Below are 19222 nucleotides of genomic sequence, written 5' to 3'. Positions count from 1 at the left end.
TTCGGCGAAAGCGGTTGCGAGGCCGTTGGCGGATCACCGCTCCTCCGCACCCAAATTGATAAGCCATTGGAGCATCGCCAATTTCTGATAGTGCGGGCTAGACGCTCGTGAGTAGCTACGGAGACAAACTACGAGCCGGTCCGGCGGGGTATAGAAGCCGCCTCGACCGAAGCGTTGTTGTTACGGATAGAGGCGCCACCTAAGTACTTGATCTCTTGGTCCGTGGCGGCGACGGATGCCAATGTTGCTAACGCGCTAGCTTAGCGAAATCGACGCCGAATGATTTCTCAAGAAAAGCCTTTGTCTTCGGTTGCCCGTCTAGCGAGGCGCGTACATGTGTTGTTGTGAACAGGTTTTTGCCGGACACGCTCTTCGCCTGATAGTAGGAGACTGTCTTTATCCAATCTACCAAGGCGACGTATTCGCATAGCTCGTCCGATTCAACGTTGCGGTCCATCTTTTTGCTGGAGAGCCCAAGGCTCAGTAGTGGTTTGTTCTTGATTTTGACATCGCGAACCGGTTTTGCGCGCGCAACTATCTGCCCTATGCCCACGTATCCTCGCCCTTTGAGGTAGGCCGCGATGATGTCGCCTTCACTGAACTGGCAAATAGCGTCTCGCCAACGCGCACCTTGCCCAGCCGAGATAAAACCGAACTCCACGAAGTCGGACCACTTTCGGACGAGCCCATGGCCTACGTTGTAGTAGTAAACGCCCGCGTTATAGTCGAAGCCAGATAGCTCCAAATGGAGCTTATCGTGAGGACGAAAATTGTTGGCGAAATGCCCGGACGCGATGTTTGTAAGTTGTTTTCCCAACTTCCAGAGCAGAGTGCGCTCAACAAGCAGCGCTTCTTGTTCGGTCAGATTGCGCGCGATTACCCGGATTATCGGTTTAAGTCCGGCTGCGTGGATGGCCTTTATCCGCCTGGACTTTTCGCTGTCGGTGGTATCTACAAGATGCGCGAGTTTGCGCGATCCTTTGCCTTTTCCGTAGTAGAATTCCTCGTAATTGCGAGGGTCTATGTAGACATAGACGTAATAATTCATGGGGCTGGCTAGGCGCGACTGGGGCATTTCTCAAGCTCATAAAGGAGTTCGCCGTGTTGCCGGCTCGGACTTCGGTTCAAACTTCAAGCCGTCGCTTTTGAGAAAAAACAGGGGCCCTAGCTGTATCGGACCAAACGCTGCAGCCACAAGAGGTCCCCCGAAACCGGCTTCCGTATCGAGGTTGATGCGATTGGCTTTGCCGTCGGGGGCGCGAGTTGCAGTTGGCGTATGGCCATGCACCACCAGAGCACCGTGCCACAGCCTTGAGGACAGGAAGGGCTCACGGATCAACAACATGTCTTCCTTGGACTGCGCCTCCAAGGAAACGCCGGGTCTTACTCCGGCATGAACGAACAACCTGTGCTTGTCGCGAATTTGAAGTGGCAGCGCTCTCATCCACGCAAGGTGCTCCGCCCGGAGATCGAAGGGGTCATCTATGCCGTAAGCATCCAGCGTCTCTTCGCCGCCGTTCGCCCACCACTCAATGAGCTCGGCATCGGATCGGCTCTGATCGGCGGCGCAGCAAAGCATATTGTCGTGATTCCCCATGAGGCAGCGGAACTGCGAGGGGGCGCTGATCTGCTCTCGCATCAAATAGCCAATCACCTGGTCAGAGGCGGGCCCCTGTCGACATAGTCGCCCAGAATTATGAAATCGTGCTCGATGTCGCCCGCGCTCTTTCGGCACACGTCGAGCAGTGACTTGAGCTCCTCGAAGCATCCGTGGATGTCTCCAACCGCGAAGGTCATGCGTTCGTTCATATTGACCTCCCATTGCAAATCAATCTAGCTGACATCAGCGGGCGTGCTTCGCTAGGCAAATATTTTTCGCAAATGTTCCATAATGCGTAAATTTCTCGGGGTCTGGATTGAATATAGGAAGATTGGAATGAGCGGGGGCGAGGTCGCGTCGTGAGATTGCGAATCCATCGGGGGACGCGCGAGATTGGCGGCAGCTGTATTGAGTTGGAGAGCGAGGGGGCCCGAATTCTGCTCGATCTCGGTCTTCCGCTGAACGCCAAGGATCTTGCTTCAACACCACTGCCCGAAGTCGAAGGGCTTTCCGCGCCCAGCGCCAGCCTTCTCGGTATCGTTCTGTCTCATGGTCATCGCGACCATTGGGGCTTGGTGCCGAAGGCAAATTCTGCGATTCCACTCGCGATGGGGCAGGCGACCGAGAGCATCATCCGGGCGGCCGCCGATTTCGTTCCCGATGGCGTGGCTCTGAATGCGAGCCATTACCTCGAGCATTGCAAACCAATCAAGCTTGGCCCCTTCACGATCACACCCCGCCTCGTGGATCATTCGGGCTTCGATGCCTATGCTATGGAAATTTCGTCCGGCGGCAAGCGCGTGTTTTATTCCGGCGATCTGCGCGCCCACGGCCGTAAGCGCAGGCTATTCGACGCGCTGATCAGCGATCCGCCCCGCGACATCGACCTGATGCTGTTGGAAGGATCGAGCCTCGGCCGCCTGGCTGACGATGCGACGTTTCCGTCCGAGGAGGACCTGGAGGAGACGTTCGTCACGCGCTTCGAGCATACTGAAGGCTTCGCCCTGGTCGCATGCTCGGCCCAGAACATCGACCGGGTGGTCACCGTCTATCGCGCAGTGAAGCGAACGGGCCGTACCCTCGTCATCGATGCCTACGCCGCCGAGGTGCTGAAGGCCACGGGGCGCGACAGCATTCCCCAACCCGCGCCGGGGTGGTCGAATATCGCAGTCTACATCCCGCAAAGACAGCGCGTGCAATTGAAGGCCAAGGGGATCGCGGCCCTGGTCGATGGTTATCGCGGCTTTCGGATCTGGCCCGGTCAACTCGCCGGGAGCGCCCCGCGCTCGGTCATGCTGTTTCGGGGCTGGATGATGTCCGATCTCGCGCAGGCGAACGCGCTCACAGGCGCGCGAGTGTTCTGGTCGCAGTGGGATGGCTATCTGGCCGCCGGCCAGGCTGGGGCTGCCTTGCGGGCCGATTGCGAGCGCCGCGGCATCCCGTTCGAAACGATTCATACCTCGGGACACGCCGGAGCGTCCGACCTGAAGCGCCTTGCCGCCGCCGTGGCGGCGAAGCGCCTGATCCCCATCCATACATTTGAACGGCTTAGATTCCCGGATCTCTTTAGCAACGTGGGATTGGCAAACGATGGCGAATGGATCGACGTCTGAACTGAACTTCCTCAAGCGCGGTCTCTCCAGTCCGCAGCTCGCGGGTTTGAAGGAGCTCGCGGCGAGCCCCGCGGACAATTGGTGGAAGGAGGTTCTGGAGAGCAAGGACCTGTTGCTTGCAGTCCGGAACGGATACCTGAACGCATATGTCAAAGGTCAAAGCGTCTTCAAGATTGCCTTCGACCGAGGCGGCAGCGCTGTCAGCCAGCCCCGCCTCGCTATCCACTACAAATATCTGGTGAAGCCGGACCTTGAGAAAAAAGATCCGTATGTGGCGTTTGATGGAAAGACCTTCGATCTCAAGCCTGCCGACATCGTGAACACAGAGTACGAGTCCAAGGTCACCTTGCCGCAACTCATCAGAACGGCAGCGCGATTTGCCGGGCCGGAGAAAAGCGGCGTGCACAAGATCGCCAGGAAGGAGCCGAAGGTCGTTGATCTCGAAATTGCCTTCACCAAGGCTGGAGAGGACGGCGATCTGTCTGCGCCGCGGATGGATATCGCCGTACTGGTGCGGGTAAAGCCGGACGAGGTGGAGCTGGTCTTCTGCGAAGCGAAATGCGCGGACAATCCCGAATTGTGGGGCCTGGAAAAGCTTCCCAAGGGAACCAAAAGCCTTCCTTCGCCGGAGCGTTTGATAGCCGTGATCGCCCAAGTCAGGAAGTATGAGCAGTTCCTTCAGGCGAAGGAAACCCAAGAAACCCTGATTGAGGGCTACGTCAGAGTCTGCAGGAATCTGGTGGAGATCAGCGGACAAAGCCGGGGCAGGCGGGTCGATGATCTCGTCAGACAGGTGGCCGAGGGGAAGCTCGAGCTGTCGATTCATCCCCACGTTTATCTGCTGATCTACGATTTCGGCGAGGATGAGAAGAAAGGCCGGATCAAGAACAAACGGCTGGAGCTCAAAAAGGCAGGAGTGAGGACCATCGCAAAGGGCGATCCCGGCGCCTTCGAGCTCGCGAATGACGTCTTGCGGGCGAGGGCGGAATGGACTGGTTCAAGCGACTGACGGGGTTCTCGCGAGAGCAATTACGCCGACACGAGCGCCGGGATCAAGGTGGAGGACGTCTCACAAGACGGAGGCTCGCGGCTGCAACTCCTGCTAGCTCGCGCGAAGTCGTTGCTCGTCTCATCCTGGGGATATCCACTCCTCCAAACTACTACAGCCCAGCCATTGGTTATTCGCCAGTCTTTCGAAAGCGAGCTTGAAGTGTTCCGGGGAGCTACGGTGAGGAGCTACGAATCGGCGCATTTTGCTTTGGCACTCTCAATGCCGCCACGACGATCATGGGCTTCATGGGTAGCATGGCAAGTATCCTCTTCTGTTTGCACGACGTGCCGTGCGCTGAGTTCACCCACCCGATAACCTCGCGCCGCCTACAGCCCCTCTCTGCGTGAATCGGTCGGCTTGCGTTGGCACGGTCCTTGCGGATCAAGCCACATCTCCGTCGGTCTGGCAGGGAGCCGTTTCGCGATGAAGCAGAAATCTCGAGTTCCAAAGCCGCGCAAGCCCACTTTGGCACATATGGTCTCCGATCTGGTGAGATTGCTTAAAGCAATGGAGAACCTAGAGAGGCTGAGAGAGAAAGTCCGCCTAGCTGAGAGCAATCAGAGGCCCCGTTTACCCGATGCAGTCTCGGCATCGCGCCAGGGGACCGACACAATTGCAAAGATCCTTCCGCCGTAGTGTTCACGTCATCAACCGGGCCAAGTCTTCGCAGTTTTTACGCACTTGCGAGATAGGGCGAATCCCATCTTCATTATCTCTTCCTCCATGCCCACTGCCGGTACCGGACCGTTTACATTCTATTTAAAATCATTTATCTCTGCGCTTGTTTTAATATTTATCTCGCTTTTAAATGGAGGGGGTTGATGCGTCGCATTTCGGTGGCCATCGTTGATCATCATCCGATTACACAAGAAGCGCTTGTCAGCGTCATTGGCCGCAACGCCGACTTGGAGCTGCTGGGAACCGGATCGGCCGTCCCCGATATTCTCCAACTCGCGACTGACTGCAGACCTGACATTTTGATTGTTGAAGTCGGTATGCCAGGCAATGCTTTCGAGGCAATCACCAACGTAGTCAGCAGCGTGCCTACCGTAAAAGTTGTGGCCTTCACAGGAGTGGTCGGGGTTGCAAGTGCGATTCGAGCGCTTGACGCAGGCGCTGTTGGATTCGTCTTGAAGGCAGGTCAGTCCTGCGAGCTGATCGAAGCCATCCAAGCCGTTGCACGGGGTGAAAACTACATCACCCGGAGCTTTGCCAGCCAAGTCATTGCGGGGTTGCGGGATGAAACGCTTCGGCGGAAGGCTGCAGCCATCATCAACCTTACCATCCGTGAAGAGCAAATCGTCAAGCTTCTGGTCCGTGGCAATACGAACAAGGAAATCGCAGCGCGCCTTAAGCTGAGCGATAAAACGGTGAAACATTATATGACGATCCTCATGCAAAAGATGAATGCTCGCAATCGCTTGGAGGTCGTTGTCGCCGCTCAGAAGATGCAAGATTCCAATTTCGGCGCGCACACGCTCAATTGAGAAACTCCACATCGATGCTGCCGATCAACTTCGGAATGATCCCAATGATCAAGCAAGAAAACGAAACAACCAAACGAAATGGCTCAACGAGAGAGCATTTGTTCTGGGCACGTGAGTTCATCCAGCTCGCCAAAACTCAAGCGCGAAACAAGGGCGTCTCGGACCAGGTTCTTGCACAAGCCATGTTGGTTCATGCATGGATGCTGTTCACGGGACAGAACGAAGAAGCGTCAAGAAAATCGGTCAGTGCGCTGTTTGCGTCGAGCATGGCCAAGAGTTTGGCAGCAGGCTCGTTGAGCCACACCAATTCAAAGCCGATGGGCTCCAGTAATGAGCCGGCGACTCTGCATTTGGTAACAGCTGAGAGCTTGCCAGGTCGCGAGGGGGCCACGGCGGTGACCACGTTCGAACATCCGGCTTCAGGACCTTGTTCTACAAGGTAGCCATGCGCATCGAAAGCGCTCGATCTTTCTTCCAGCAACAGGACATCCCGATTTTGCAGGAATGCTCGTCCTTGCGTTTGCCCGGGACAGTCTTGCAGATCCGCGGCAGATCCGCGCACCTCAGCGACATCGAGACCAATTCCTCCGCCTGGGCTTGGCACAGAAACGGCCTGTGCCGTTGAAAGCTTTCAAACGTCTTCAAGACATGAGGCGGCGCCAGCCCCCTTTTCGGACCAAGGTCTGAAGTTCACTCCGACCTTTGTCTGAAATGCGGTCGGACCTTCCTCCATTCCGCACACGGCTTCCAAGCCTCAAAGTTGCTCAAGAGTTCACGGCTGCACCTTCAGGACACCTCACTCCTTTAGGCGGCGTCTGTGCCCAACATCGGGAGCGCGTCATGGTTTCCTACATCAAGAGCGATCTGGAATTCATCCTGGAGCAGATCAAGATTTCTGAGGCGCACGCGAGCGGTCAGCCGCTGTTTGGCGTTGGTGGGCTTGTGCCGGCTTACAACCTCTCTTTGGGTCTTCGTACGGTTGATGGCACCTACAACAATCTGCTGCCGGGGCAGGAGCGGTGGGGTGCTGCTGACATCCAATTCCCCGAAGGGCTAGGGACGGACTTCCGGCCGGCGAGCGGCACGCCGTTGGACTTCGACGGCCCGGGAGGAATGCCCCCGATCCCGACTCAGTCGACCTACGCGCCCTCCAACGATCCGAACTCCTTTGTCGTCGACGGCAGCATCCGTACGATCTCCAACCTTATCGTCGACCAGACGCTGAACAATCCAGCGGCGATCGTGACGGCGCTTGAGCGCGCCGGTTCGGCAGATCCGTTTGCGGACCTGGTGATTGTCCAGAACGCAGCCGAGCTGATCATCACGACAACCGCTGCCGCTACCGCTGCACAGGCTGCCGAGCTTGCCGCCGAGGCAGCCGTCGCGGCGGCAACGGCAACTCAGGTTGCGGCGCAGGCCGCCTATGACGCTGCCCTTGCGAATAACGGCGCGGCTGTCGCAGCGCTGGCCGCCACGTCCGACGATGCGGCCGCGGCCGCCGATGCTGCGACAGAAGCGGCCGCGATTGCACTGTTCGTCGGTGGCAACATCAGCGCTGCGGACATCGCCGCGGTCGAGGCCGCAGTCACAGCGGCGCTCGCCGCCTCCAACGCTGCCGCCGCCGTTGTGACTGGGCTATCTGTGGGCCATGCCGAATTCGCCGACGCGCAGGCCGTCCAGACGAACGCGCTGACGTTGCACTCGCAGTTGGTGGCGATCCGGGGAGCGTTGGTCGAAGGTCAGTCTGCAGCACCGCATTTTGCAACGATCGCTGCTGCGGCGACGTTGGCGGATGAGAATGTTGCGCCTGCCGAGAGTCTCACGGCCGATCTGACTGCGTTGGTTGATCCCGATGCTGTCGCGGAAGCTCTTGCCGCTCTGACAGCCGCCAACGACGCGCTGGCGACGGCAGTGGCAAACGAGGCGACAGCCGAAGCCGCCAGCGATGCGGCAGACGCGGCGGCAGCGGCGGCTATCGCAGGACTGGCAACAACCCTGGCTGAATTCGGCATCGAATTCGACGGCGAGAACATCAGCCTGCCCAACATCGCGCCGGACGGCGGCCTGTCAGCATCCTTCAACTCGTGGTTCACTCTGTTCGGCCAATTCTTCGACCACGGCCTCGACCTGGTGGGGAAGGGTGGCAGCGGTACTGTCTACATTCCCCTGCAGCCCGACGATCCGCTGTATGTACCGGGCAGCCACACCAACTTCATGGTGCTGACTCGCGCGACCGTTACGCCCGGAGCCGATGGCATCATGGGTACGGCAGACGATGTTAGACCCATCAACACGACGACATCGTTTGTCGATCAGAACCAGACCTACACCTCCCATTCTTCGCATCAGGTGTTCCTGCGGCAATACGTGCTGAACGCGGATGGAGAGCCGGTTGCTACCGGCAGGCTGATCGAAGGCGCCAACGGCGGCATGGCGACCTGGGGCGAGCTAAAGGCTCAGGCTCGCGATATGCTGGGGATCATCCTGACCGACTCCGACGTCGGCAATGTGCCCCTGCTGAGAACCGACCAGTACGGCAACTTCATCCCCGGAGCGAATGGCACACCGCAGGTCATCATCGGCATCGGCCCAGATGGCATCCCGAATACCGCCGACGATGTGACGATTTCCGGGACGCCGGATGCTCCTGTCGGCATTGCCGGTGCCATCCGCATTGGCCACGCTTTCCTCGCTGACATCGCTCACGATGCAGTTCCGACCGGCCTGGCGGATGGCGACATCGAGATCGGGCTCGGCAATCCAGGAAATCAACCGGCAGATCCCGGCGCATATGACAACGAGCTGCTCGACGCGCATTTCATCGCGGGCGACGGCCGTGTGAACGAGAACATCGGCCTGACCGCGGTCCATCATGTCTTCCACGCCGAGCACAACCGCTTGGTGGAGCACACCAAGGCGGTCATTCTGGCCACCGGCGATAACGCGTTCATCCAGGAATGGCTGGTGCCAGGTGCCGTGATCGGTGACGGCGTCAGCGACTTGGAATGGAACGGGGAACGACTGTTCCAAGCCGCCAAGTTCGGCACCGAAATGCAGTACCAGCATCTCGTGTTCGAGGAATTCGCACGCAAGGTTCAGCCCCAGATCAACCCGTTTGTTGTTCCCGACGGCTACGACGTCACGATCAATCCGTCGATTGTCGCCGAGTTCGCTCACGTCGTCTACCGCTTCGGTCACTCGATGCTGACCGAGACGATTGACCGGTTCGATCCGTCGTTCAACGCCGGCCATATCGGCCTTATCGAGGGCTTCCTTAATCCATTCGAGTTCGACGAAGTGGGCGGTACCGCGCACGGCGTCACCGACGAAGTCGCGGCCGGCGCGATCATCCGGGGTATGACCCGCCAGGTCGGCAACGAGATCGACGAGTTCGTGACCAGTGCGTTGCGCAACAACCTGCTCGGCCTGCCGCTCGATCTCGCCACCATCAATCTGGCGCGTGGCCGCGATACCGGCGTGCCGTCGCTCAACGCCGCGCGGCGCGAGTTCTACGAGGTGACCAACAGCGCGGCCGAGCTCAAGCCCTACGAGAGCTGGGTTGAGTTCGCTGCCAACCTCAAGCACGAGGCGTCGATCATCAACTTCATCGCGGCGTACGGAAACCACGCGCTGATCACCGGCCAGACGACCATCGAGGGCAAGCGTGACGCGGCGCTGACCATCATCACCGGGCAATCGGTCGGCGGCCTGTTGGTTCCCGCGGATGCCGAGGACTTCCTCAACGGCATCGGTGCCTACGGGGTCGACAACGCCCTGGGGGGCCTGGAGAATGTCGATCTTTGGATCGGCGGCCTCGCCGAAAAGATCTTGCCGTTCGGCGGCATGCTGGGTTCAACCTTCAACTTCGTTTTCGAGGTGTCGCTGGAGCAGCTTCAGAACGGCGACCGCTTCTACTACTTGCAGCGGCTCGACGGCCTGCATCTGTTCGGGGAGATGGAGGCGAACTCCTTCGCCGCCATGATCATGCGCAACACGGACGCCACCCATCTGCCATCGGACGTGTTCTCGGTCCCCGGCCTGATTCTCGAGATCGACCGAACCAAGCAATACAATCCGGGACTAGGTGAGACGGCCGGTGCGGATGGCATCCTGGCGGATGATCCGCTGACCGTTGGAGTCGATGAGAGCGCCGACAATCTCGGCAACGATCCGGTTGGCGGCGGAATCCTCACTCCGTTGGTCATCCGCAACAATCCGGCCACGCCGGGTGCGGATACCAACTACCTACGATACACGGGCGATCAGCACGTCGTGCTCGGCGGCACTGCCGGAAACGATATCCTTATCGCAAGCGAAGGTGACGACACGCTCCATGGCGATGCCGGCAACGACTTCCTTGAGGGTGGCGCCGGCAACGACGTCCACAATGGCGGCGACGGCGACGACATCATCAAGGATCTCGGCGGCGACGACAACATCAAGGGCGGCGCCGGCAACGACGTCATCAACTCGGGACCGGGGCTAGATCTCGTCCTCGGCGGTGCCGGCAAGGACTTTGTCTTCTTGGGCAACGACGCCGGCGGCGAGGTGTTCGGCGGTGAAGGCGATGACTTCATATACGGAAACAAGAACGCCGAACGCCTTCTGGGCAATGAGGGCAACGACTGGATCGAGACCGGCACTTTCGATGGCGCGCCGGGCGACAATTTCGACGAGCTCTTTGCGCGCGATGGCGTCGTCGGACACGATGTGTTCCTCGGTGATGGCGGTTTCGACGAGTTCATCGCCGAGGGCGGCGACGACGTCATGGTTGGCAGTCCCGGCCGTGGAAAGCTGGCCGGTATGTCGGGTTGGGACTGGGTGACGTACAAGGACAACACCTTCGGCGTCGACGCGGACCTGACGCGCGGTATCGTGTTTGATGAGTTCCCCAACCCGCCCGTGAACGGCACGCTCGACGCCTACGAGTCGGTCGAAGGCGTGTCGGGCTCGAGGTTCAACGATATCCTCACCGGCGCCGATACCCTGGCCGCCGATCGTCTGCCGTCATCTCTCGGCGGTTCGGAAGGCTACACCGGCAGCACAGTCACGGCCGAGAGCCTTGCGCTGATCAACGGCCTCGATGCAGTCCTGGGGACCGGCGTTACGTCCTACTCCGCGGGTGACATAATCCTCGGTGGCGACGGCAGCGACAGGATCACGGGCCGCGCGGGCGATGACATCATCGATGGCGACAAGTGGCTGAACGTCCGGATCAGCGTCCGTCAAAACTCGGACGGAACCGGCCCTGAAGTCGACTCGCACAGCAGCATGACGACGCTCGCTGCCGCCATGTTTGCCGGCACGTACAATCCGGGTCAGCTCGTGATCGTGCGCGAGATCCTGGCTACGAGCGACGCGGTCGTCGACACCGATACCGCGGTGTTCTCGGGCGCTGCCAGCGAATACATCTTCGCCGGCAATGCCGACGGCACCATACAGGTGACACACACCGTCGCGGATGGCGACGGATCCGACAAGCTGCGCGGCATCGAGCGGGTCGAGTTCGCGGGCGGCGAGTCATTTAACATCATCATGGGAACGCCGGGCAACGATCCGGCTCTCAATGGCACCAACCCGGGCGCCCCCGTGGGCAACGACGGCAACGACCTGGTCGTGGGGCTCGGCGGAAACGACGTGCTCAATGGTCTTGGTGGCAACGACATCCTGATTGGCGGCGACGGAACCGACACGCTCAACGGCGGCGACGGCAATGATGCACTCGACGGCGGTCTCGGTAACGATGCGCTCAACGGCGGCCTCGGCAACGACACCTACAACGTCCGCCTGGGCGACGGGAACGACACGATCACCGAACTCGACAACGGCGGTTCGGCCGATCGGCTCGTGATCCAGACGGGCAGCACAGAGGACCTCCCGGTTGCGCTCACGACGCTGAATGCCGCAGACAATGATACCGGCACGGCCAATGGCGACCTTGTCGTCGCCGTGAACGGACAGACGGTGACCGCCATCAATCACTTCGACGGTGGCAATCCGCAGCGGGGCATCGAGAGCATCAACTTCACCGGCGCCACCTACAATGGCTATCTGCTCGGTTTCGAGGACTACATCGTCAACCGTGCCGATCCGACCGGTTTCAGCCGCACGATCAACCTCGCGGCATCTACGGCTAACAACTTCGTCGCCGGCGAGAACCTTACCAACGACGAGATCATCGGCGGCAGCGGAAACGACCTGATCTTCGGCGGCACCGGCGACAACGAGCTGCAAGGCGGAGCTGGCGAAGACCTTCTGGTCGGCGGTTCGGGAGCCGGTGATGGCGACCTTCTCGACGGCGGGCTCGATGCGGACGTGATGATCGGCCTGAACGGCAACGACACCTACGTCGTCGACGATATCGCAGACGTCGTGGTCGAAGCCTTGAACCAGGGCACCGACACGATCGAGACCGAAATGGCCGTGTTGTCGATCGAAGCGGTCGCCAACGTGGAGAACCTGGCATACACGGGCATTGATGCCGATCCGTTCGTCGGTACCGGCAACGATCTCAACAACGTCATCACCGGCGGCGACCTCGCCGACACCCTGAGCGGACTTCTGGGCAACGACACGCTGACCGGCGGGCTCGGCGCCGACAGCCTGCTCGGCGGCGACGGCAACGATACGCTGAACGGCGGCGACGATGGCGATACGCTGAACGGCGGCATCGGCACCGACACGCTCAATGGCGGTGCCGGGGGCGACGCCATGGCGGGCGGCGCCGACAACGATATCTACGTCGTTGATGATGCCGGCGACGTGGTCAATGAGATCGCCGCGGGTTCGGGCGGAATCGATCGGGTCGACTCGTCCATCAGCTACACTCTTGGCACCAACGTCGAGAATATGAACCTGGTCGGAGGCAATACGATCAACGGAACCGGCAACGCTCTCGACAACACGATCGTCGGAAACAACGCCACCAATCAATTGTTCGGTGGCGGCGGTCTCGACGTCCTGACGGGCAACGGCGGCAACGATCTGCTCGACGGCGGTACCGGCAACGATACCCTGTCCGGCGGCGACAACAACGACGTGATCATAGGTGGCGAAGGCAACGACCTCATCGATGTCGGCACCGGCTTCAACACGATCGTCTACAACGCGAGCGACTTCGGCAACGATACCATCAGCAGCTTCGATGCAGACGGGGGCACCGCGGCCACCCAGGACAAGATCGATCTCTCGGGTCTTGGAGTCACGGCGGCCAATTTTGCCACCCGTGTCTTCGAGAGCGCGTCCGGTGGCAACACCGTGCTCACGATCAGGGAGGGCGGTGCGGCCTCGCCGATCCAAGGCACGATCACGATCAATGGCATCGGCAACGCCTCCATCGACATCAACGATTTCACCCTGGCGACGACGCCGGCCTCGACGATCAACGGAACGGCAGGCAACAACGTCCCGCTGAACGGGACCGTCAATGCCGATACGATCAATGCCCTTGCTGGCAACGATTCGGTCAATGCCGGTGGTGGAAGCGACATCGTGAATGGCGGCACCGGCAACGACACGCTGAATGGCGATGATGGCGACGACACTTTCAACTGGAACGCCAACACCGCGACCGCGACGTCGCTGACCAACTCCGACGGTCGCGATATCGTCAACGGCGGAGCCGAGGGAGCTCTGGGCGATACCTTCGTGATCACCGGCAACGCCGCCGTCGCGGAGACCTACCGCATCTACACCCGTGCCGCCTGGGATGCGCTGCCCGGCAACATCGGGGCCAACCTCAATGGGGCCACGGAGATTGTCGTCACGCGCGGCGCGAATACCGATTTTGCCAATTCGGTCATCGCCGAGTTGCGCGAGATCGAGGAGATCCGAATCAACAACTCGGAACCCGTCGGCAGCGGCAGCGCAGGCGGCGACACGATCCAGGTGATCGGCGACTTCTCCGGCACCAGCCTGCGCCTCAACACCATCACCATCGATGGTGAGGAAGGTGACGACACGATCGACATCTCGGCCCTGACTTCGGCCCATCGCATCGTGTTCAAGTCCAACGGCGGCAACGATACCATCATAGGCGCCCTGCAGGCCGAAGATGTGATCGAGCTTCCGGAAGGAGCGGATCTCACGACCTACCACTTGGTCGAGAACCAGAATGGCACCCGAACCATCTCGAACGGGACCCATTCGGTCACCTTCACCGGCGTCGTGCCCTCCCAGTTCCGGACAGACGAACCGGACGAAGACGAAGACGAGAACGAAACGCCGCACGATGATGGCGACGACGAGGAGACCACGGCAACCGGTGTAGTCCGGACCGGGACCGCGCAGACCGACACGCTCGTCGGCACCGCGGCCGACGACAACATCGTCGCCTTCGCCGGAGATGACATCGCCATCGGAGGTGCCGGGGCAGATGCGATCGTGGCAGGCGAGGGTGCCGACTTTGTCAACGCAGGCAGCGGCCGCGACGTGATCTCCGCCGGCGCGGGCGACGACCACGTGTTGGCCGGGTCGGATGCAGACATCGTCTACGGTGATGACGGAGCGGACCGCATCTTCGGCGAGGAGGGCAACGACCTGATCAATGCCGGCAAGGGCGACGATACGGTGTTCGGCGGTGCTGGCAACGACCTGATCGTGGCCGAGATCGGAGACGGCAACGACGCCTATTTCGGCGACGAAGGCACCGGCGGTTCCGGCAACGATACGCTGGACATGTCGGCGGCGAGTGTAGCCGTCACCGTCAATCTAAGCTCCGGACCTCTGATGAACGGTAGCGCCTCGAGCTCACAGACCGGCAATGACACGCTATGGGGCATCGAGAACGTCACGACGGGCTCCGGCAACGACGTCATCGTCGCCGGCACCGGCGTCAACGTGATGAAAGGAGGACTCGGGGACGACACCTTCCGCTTCAACTCGGTGGAAGCGGCGAAGGGCGACACCATCGTCGACTTCGAGCCGGGCGACCGGATCGACCTCAGCGGCATCGATGCGAACTACGCCGCAGACGGCAACCAGAGCTTTACGCTGGTTTCGGACGCCGCCTTCACCGCGGCGGGGCAGCTCGCCGTGACCTTCGAGACGCGCGACGGCCAGGAATTTACCGTCGTCCAGGGCAATGTCGACGGCAACGCCGCCGCTGACTTCAAGATCGAGATCGCGGGCCACCAGAACCTCGGCTCCAACGTCACGCTCTAGCCCACGAGTCGTCGGAACGGGAGGCGCGCTGCATCCCGTTCCTGCCCGTGTCAGCTCCCTCGTACCACATGGCTCCTGTCAAATGCCGAAGTCAAAAGAGCTTACCCCCGCCAAGCGGCGGCGCCTGGCCGAACTGACGCGCGGTTTCCGCGGCATTGTCCTGTTCCTCTTCGTAATCTCCGGCATGATCAACGTGCTGGCGCTCACCGGCTCCGTCTACATGATGCAAATCTACGATCGCGCTCTGACCAGCGGCAGCATTCCGACCCTGCTGGTGCTGTCGGCGCTCGCGATTGGGCTCTATCTGTGTCAGGGCGGATTCGACGTCGTCCGCTCCCAGGTGCTGGTGCGGGTCGGTGCCCGGATCGACCGCAACATCGCGCCCCTGGCGCACCGCGTTGCCATCGACATGCCGCGCTTCGGGTTCTCTACTTCCGAAGCGCTGGAGCGCGGGCGCGACGTCGACACCGTACGCGGTTTTCTCGGCAGCCAGGGCCCTTCGGCGCTGTTCGACCTACCGTGGATGCCAATTTACCTCGCCTTCATCTACTTCCTCCATCCGCTGCTCGGCGCACTCACTTTCGCCGGCGCTCTGGTTCTCGTCGTGCTGACCGTCGTCAGCGAGGTCATGACTCGGCGCCTCATCCTGGCCGCCCGCAAGGCGGCGATGGAACGCAACGGCATCGCGGACTGCAACGCCCGCAACGCCGAAGTCCTCAAGGCGATGGGCTTCGCCGGCCGCGCCGTCGGCCGCTTCAACGAGGCAAATGCCGAGCATCTCGACTTGCAGACCCGGGCCAACGACATCACCGGTACCTTCGCTGCGATCTCGCGCGTGCTCCGCATGATACTGCAGTCGGCTCTGCTCGGGCTCGGCGCCTACCTCGCCATCAAGGGGGAGCTTTCGGCCGGCGCCATCATCGCCGTCTCGGTCGCTTCTGCCCGCGCGCTGGCGCCCGTCGATCTGGCAATTGGCAATTGGAAAGCCTTCATCGCTGCGCGTATGGCTTATCATCGCCTGCGCGACACTGTAATCGCACTCGCCGCTGCCGACGAGCCGATGCAGCTGCCCGACCCGGTTGCACGCCTCTCCGTCGAAAAGATCACCATCGCCGTCCCGGGATCCGGTCAGGTGGTGCTGAGCGAGGTCGGCTTCGAACTCGAGGCTGGACAGGCCCTCGGCATCATCGGCCCCAGCGCCGGCGGCAAGACTACGCTGGTGAGGGCGCTGACTGGCATCTGGCCAACGGTGCGCGGCAGCGTCCGGCTCGACGGCGCCGACCTCACCCAGTGGCGCGAGGAAGACCTCGGCAGACACATCGGCTACCTCCCCCAGGAGGTCGCCCTGATGGACGCCACCATAGAGGAGAACATCTGTCGTCTCCAACCCGATCCCGACTACCGTAAAGTGATCGAGGCCGCCAAGTCCGCAGGCGTTCACGAAATGATCGTCAAGATGCCGGAAGGTTACCGGACGAGGTTGGGGCCGCAGGGCAGCGCGCTCTCTGCCGGGCAACGCCAACGCATCGCGCTGGCGCGAGCGCTCTATGGCGCCCCCTTCGTGGTAGTGATGGACGAGCCGAACTCGAACCTCGACGGCGAGGGCGAAGCGGCGCTGACCGCGGCCATCGAGGGCATCCGTGCCCGCGGCGGCATTGCGATTGTGATCGCGCACCGGCCGAGCGCGCTGGTGGCGGTCGATCTCGTCGCCATCGTCCAGGCCGGCCGCATGATCGCCTTCGGCAAGAAGCAGGACATCATGACCCCGGCCCTGCAGCCTGCGCCGACGGCGCCGGCCGACATGCTTCCTGATCCCAAAATGCCCGAGCCGAAGATCCGGAGACCTGCATGACAATCAACGTCCAGGCCACCCGGCAGAGTATCAAGGCGGCCGTGCCTGGTCATGAGGACTATCAGGAGAAGGAGGATCGCGGCCGCCGCTTCGTGCCGCTGATCTTCCTGCTGATCGTTGGCTCGTTCTCGGCCTATCTCAAGAGCTTCCTGCCCGCGACGCTGGACGCCGGCGAGGCCCGCGGCCAGCCCCGCGGCTCGGGCGCCGAGGAGGGGACCTTGAGGGAGGAAGCGCTGGCGACCGCCGAGGAGCCGGGACCTGGAGAGGAGCCCGCGCCCGCCGAAGCGTCCGGGCGAAGCGACAAGGTCAGGATCTCGGCCCCTACCGACGAGCAACCCGGCTCGTCCGGAGCAACCGATTTCAGTGCTCGGGCTCGCACTGATAGACCCATGCTGGAAAGAGGGTCGGGTGAAAGCCCGAAGATCGCCAATGACAACCGACCGCTGCCGCGCCAGGAGAACCCTTCTGTAGGAGGAGCTGGCGGTGGCGGTGGGGGTGGCGGAGGGGGCGACGACAGGCGCCCAAATCCGCGCGCTGAGCGCGAGCCTCCGTCACCCGATCACCGCAACCGCGCTCCGCGCGTCTCGGGCGCCGTGCACCTTCCTGACGCTGTGGCTTGCAACGGGCTGGCGATATCGCTAGCGGCGCTCTTGGCCGGCACCATCGACCCGGACGGCGACACCCTAACCGTGGTCGGCATCTATTCGTCCTCCGGCACGCTCACCCCGGCCGAGGACGGCTGGGAATTCGACCGCGACCAAGGCATGCTCGGTGAGGTCAAGCTGACTTATGCGATCAGCGACGGCACCCACGTCGTAATGCAGACGGCCTACTTCAACGTCGTCGAGGCGCTGCCGATCACAGGAACCGATGCGGACGAAAACCTACTCGGCACCCAATGCGCCGAAACCATTGTGGCGCTCGGCGGCGCCGACAACATCGACGCCAGAGGTGGCGACGACCGCATCTCGGGCGGCGCCGGCGACGACCATATTTTGGCGGGCGCTGGCCACGATGTGGTCTATGCCGGCGACGGCAACGATATCGTATTTGCGGGCGCTGGTGACGACGTGGTGTTCGGTGGCGCCGGCAACGACCGCTTGTTCGGCGAGGACGGCGACGACACTTTGATCGGTGAGGCCGGCAACGACCATCTCGATGGCGGCGCAGGCCGCGACATCCTGTTGTCCGGAGCCGGGAACGACACTCTCGACGGCGGCGCCGGCAATGACACCCTCGATGGCGGCGGCGGCGCGGACCGAATAGCGGGCGGTGCAGGTAACGACATCCTGTCCGACGGGGCGGGCCCTGACCAAGTTCACGGCGGTGATGGCGACGACCATCTGCTGGCGTCGGCAGACGCCGCGGACGACAACTTCAGCGGCGGGACGGGCAACGACATGCTGGACTATTCAGCAGCGAGCTCACCCATGACCGTGAATCTCGCCGCGGGCCGGGCCTTTGGCGCCGACATCGGCAACGATGTGATTTCGGACATCGAGGCCGTCATCGGCGGCGGGGCGAACGACGAACTGACGGCCGGGGCGACCGCGGCTTCGATCGACGGTGGCGGTGGCGACGACGTCGTGACCGGCGGCGCGGGCAACGACACGCTGAAGGGCGGAGCCGGGACGGATACGTTGAGCTATGCTTCGGCTACCTCCGCCGTAACCGTCAATCTCGCCGCGCAGCGGGCCTCCGGCGCGGGTATCGGCGCGGACCACATTGTCGAACTCGAGATCGTCATCGGCGGTGCGAGCGATGATGGGTTGACCGGCGGCGCCGGGGACGACGTGCTGGTAGGCGGCGCCGGCAACGACACCATCGCCGACGGCGCGGGCTCGGACAAGGTCGAGGGCGGTTGCGGCGACGACGTCGTGCTGGCGTCCGCCGACGGCGTCGACGACCAATACGAGGGCAATTCGGGCAACGACGTCCTAGACTATTCGGAGACCACGATTACCGTCACCATTGACCTGCGCAATGGCACCGCGCAAGGGGTCGAAATCGGCAAGGATCTGATCAACGGCTTCGAGGAGATCATCGCAGGCTCGGGCAACGACATGATTTACGCCGGAAATGGACCGGTGGTTTTGACCGGCGGCGCAGGTGACGACTGCTTCACGTTCCAGTGCGACGACGACGGAGTTTCGGAACTGAACACCGTGAAGAAGATCACCGACTTCACCGTCGGCGACAAAATCGTGGCGGCTACCTATCAGATCACCATCAAGGACGGCGACGATGCCGAGGAAAAGGTCGCCGACTTGTTCGAGCAAATCTACCTCGACGAAAAGGATGGCAGCCAGCAAAACCGGTCCGTGCGCTTCCGTTTTGAGGAACTCGCCGATAGCAAATACACCGCGATCGACGTCGCGCGCAGCGATGACGAGGACGTCATGACCATCGAGGTCGCGGGCCACCACAATCTACAATTCACTCCACTCCACTTCTGAG

At 61.5% G+C, this 19222-nt stretch carries 10 protein-coding genes; 7 read left to right on the top strand and 3 right to left on the bottom strand.

What is annotated here, in order from left to right:
* Nucleotides 1-247 precede the first annotated feature (247 nt).
* From ACVWYQ_RS04755 to ACVWYQ_RS04745, 3 genes are read right to left on the bottom strand one after another with little or no spacing between them, the layout of a single operon-like run.
* Entirely contained in the window at nt 248-1075 is an 828-nt protein-coding gene (locus tag ACVWYQ_RS04755; RefSeq protein WP_456725477.1) for an LEM-3-like GIY-YIG domain-containing protein, read from the bottom strand.
* 9 nt (nt 1076-1084) lie between these two features.
* The gene (locus ACVWYQ_RS04750) at nt 1085-1639 is read right to left on the bottom strand and encodes a serine/threonine protein phosphatase (protein ID WP_456725476.1); all 555 of its coding nucleotides are present in this window, start codon (nt 1637-1639) and stop codon (nt 1085-1087) included.
* Between the two features lie 11 nt (nt 1640-1650).
* The gene (locus ACVWYQ_RS04745) at nt 1651-1809 is read right to left on the bottom strand and encodes a metallophosphoesterase (RefSeq protein WP_456725475.1); all 159 of its coding nucleotides are present in this window, start codon (nt 1807-1809) and stop codon (nt 1651-1653) included.
* A 150-nt stretch (nt 1810-1959) separates the two neighbouring features.
* On the opposite strand from ACVWYQ_RS04745, the gene ACVWYQ_RS04740 reads away from it, so the two are divergent.
* The 7 genes from ACVWYQ_RS04740 to ACVWYQ_RS04710 all read left to right on the top strand — a co-directional run bounded on the left by ACVWYQ_RS04740 (nt 1960) and on the right by ACVWYQ_RS04710 (nt 19221).
* Complete coding sequence (locus ACVWYQ_RS04740) at nt 1960-3213, top strand: MBL fold metallo-hydrolase (protein ID WP_456725474.1); 1254 nt, start codon at nt 1960-1962, stop codon at nt 3211-3213.
* Entirely contained in the window at nt 3191-4222 is a 1032-nt protein-coding gene (locus ACVWYQ_RS04735; RefSeq protein WP_456725473.1) for a hypothetical protein, read from the top strand. The genes ACVWYQ_RS04740 and ACVWYQ_RS04735 overlap by 23 nt, the downstream gene beginning before the upstream one ends.
* An 863-nt stretch (nt 4223-5085) precedes the next feature.
* Complete coding sequence (locus ACVWYQ_RS04730; RefSeq protein WP_271542231.1) at nt 5086-5751, top strand: LuxR C-terminal-related transcriptional regulator; 666 nt, start codon at nt 5086-5088, stop codon at nt 5749-5751.
* 14 nt (nt 5752-5765) lie between these two features.
* On the top strand, nt 5766-6194 hold the full coding sequence (locus ACVWYQ_RS04725) for a hypothetical protein (RefSeq protein WP_271542230.1): 429 nt from the start codon (nt 5766-5768) through the stop codon (nt 6192-6194).
* A 397-nt stretch (nt 6195-6591) separates the two neighbouring features.
* The gene (locus ACVWYQ_RS04720) at nt 6592-14913 is read left to right on the top strand and encodes a peroxidase family protein (protein WP_456725472.1); all 8322 of its coding nucleotides are present in this window, start codon (nt 6592-6594) and stop codon (nt 14911-14913) included.
* An 82-nt stretch (nt 14914-14995) separates the two neighbouring features.
* Complete coding sequence (locus ACVWYQ_RS04715; protein WP_456725471.1) at nt 14996-16765, top strand: type I secretion system permease/ATPase; 1770 nt, start codon at nt 14996-14998, stop codon at nt 16763-16765.
* On the top strand, nt 16762-19221 hold the full coding sequence (locus ACVWYQ_RS04710; RefSeq protein WP_404651725.1) for a calcium-binding protein: 2460 nt from the start codon (nt 16762-16764) through the stop codon (nt 19219-19221). The genes ACVWYQ_RS04715 and ACVWYQ_RS04710 overlap by 4 nt, the downstream gene beginning before the upstream one ends.
* Nucleotide 19222 lies beyond the last annotated feature (1 nt).

The organism is Bradyrhizobium sp. USDA 3397 (genome assembly GCF_054060965.1).
This window is presented reverse-complemented; position numbering and strand designations above follow the sequence as displayed.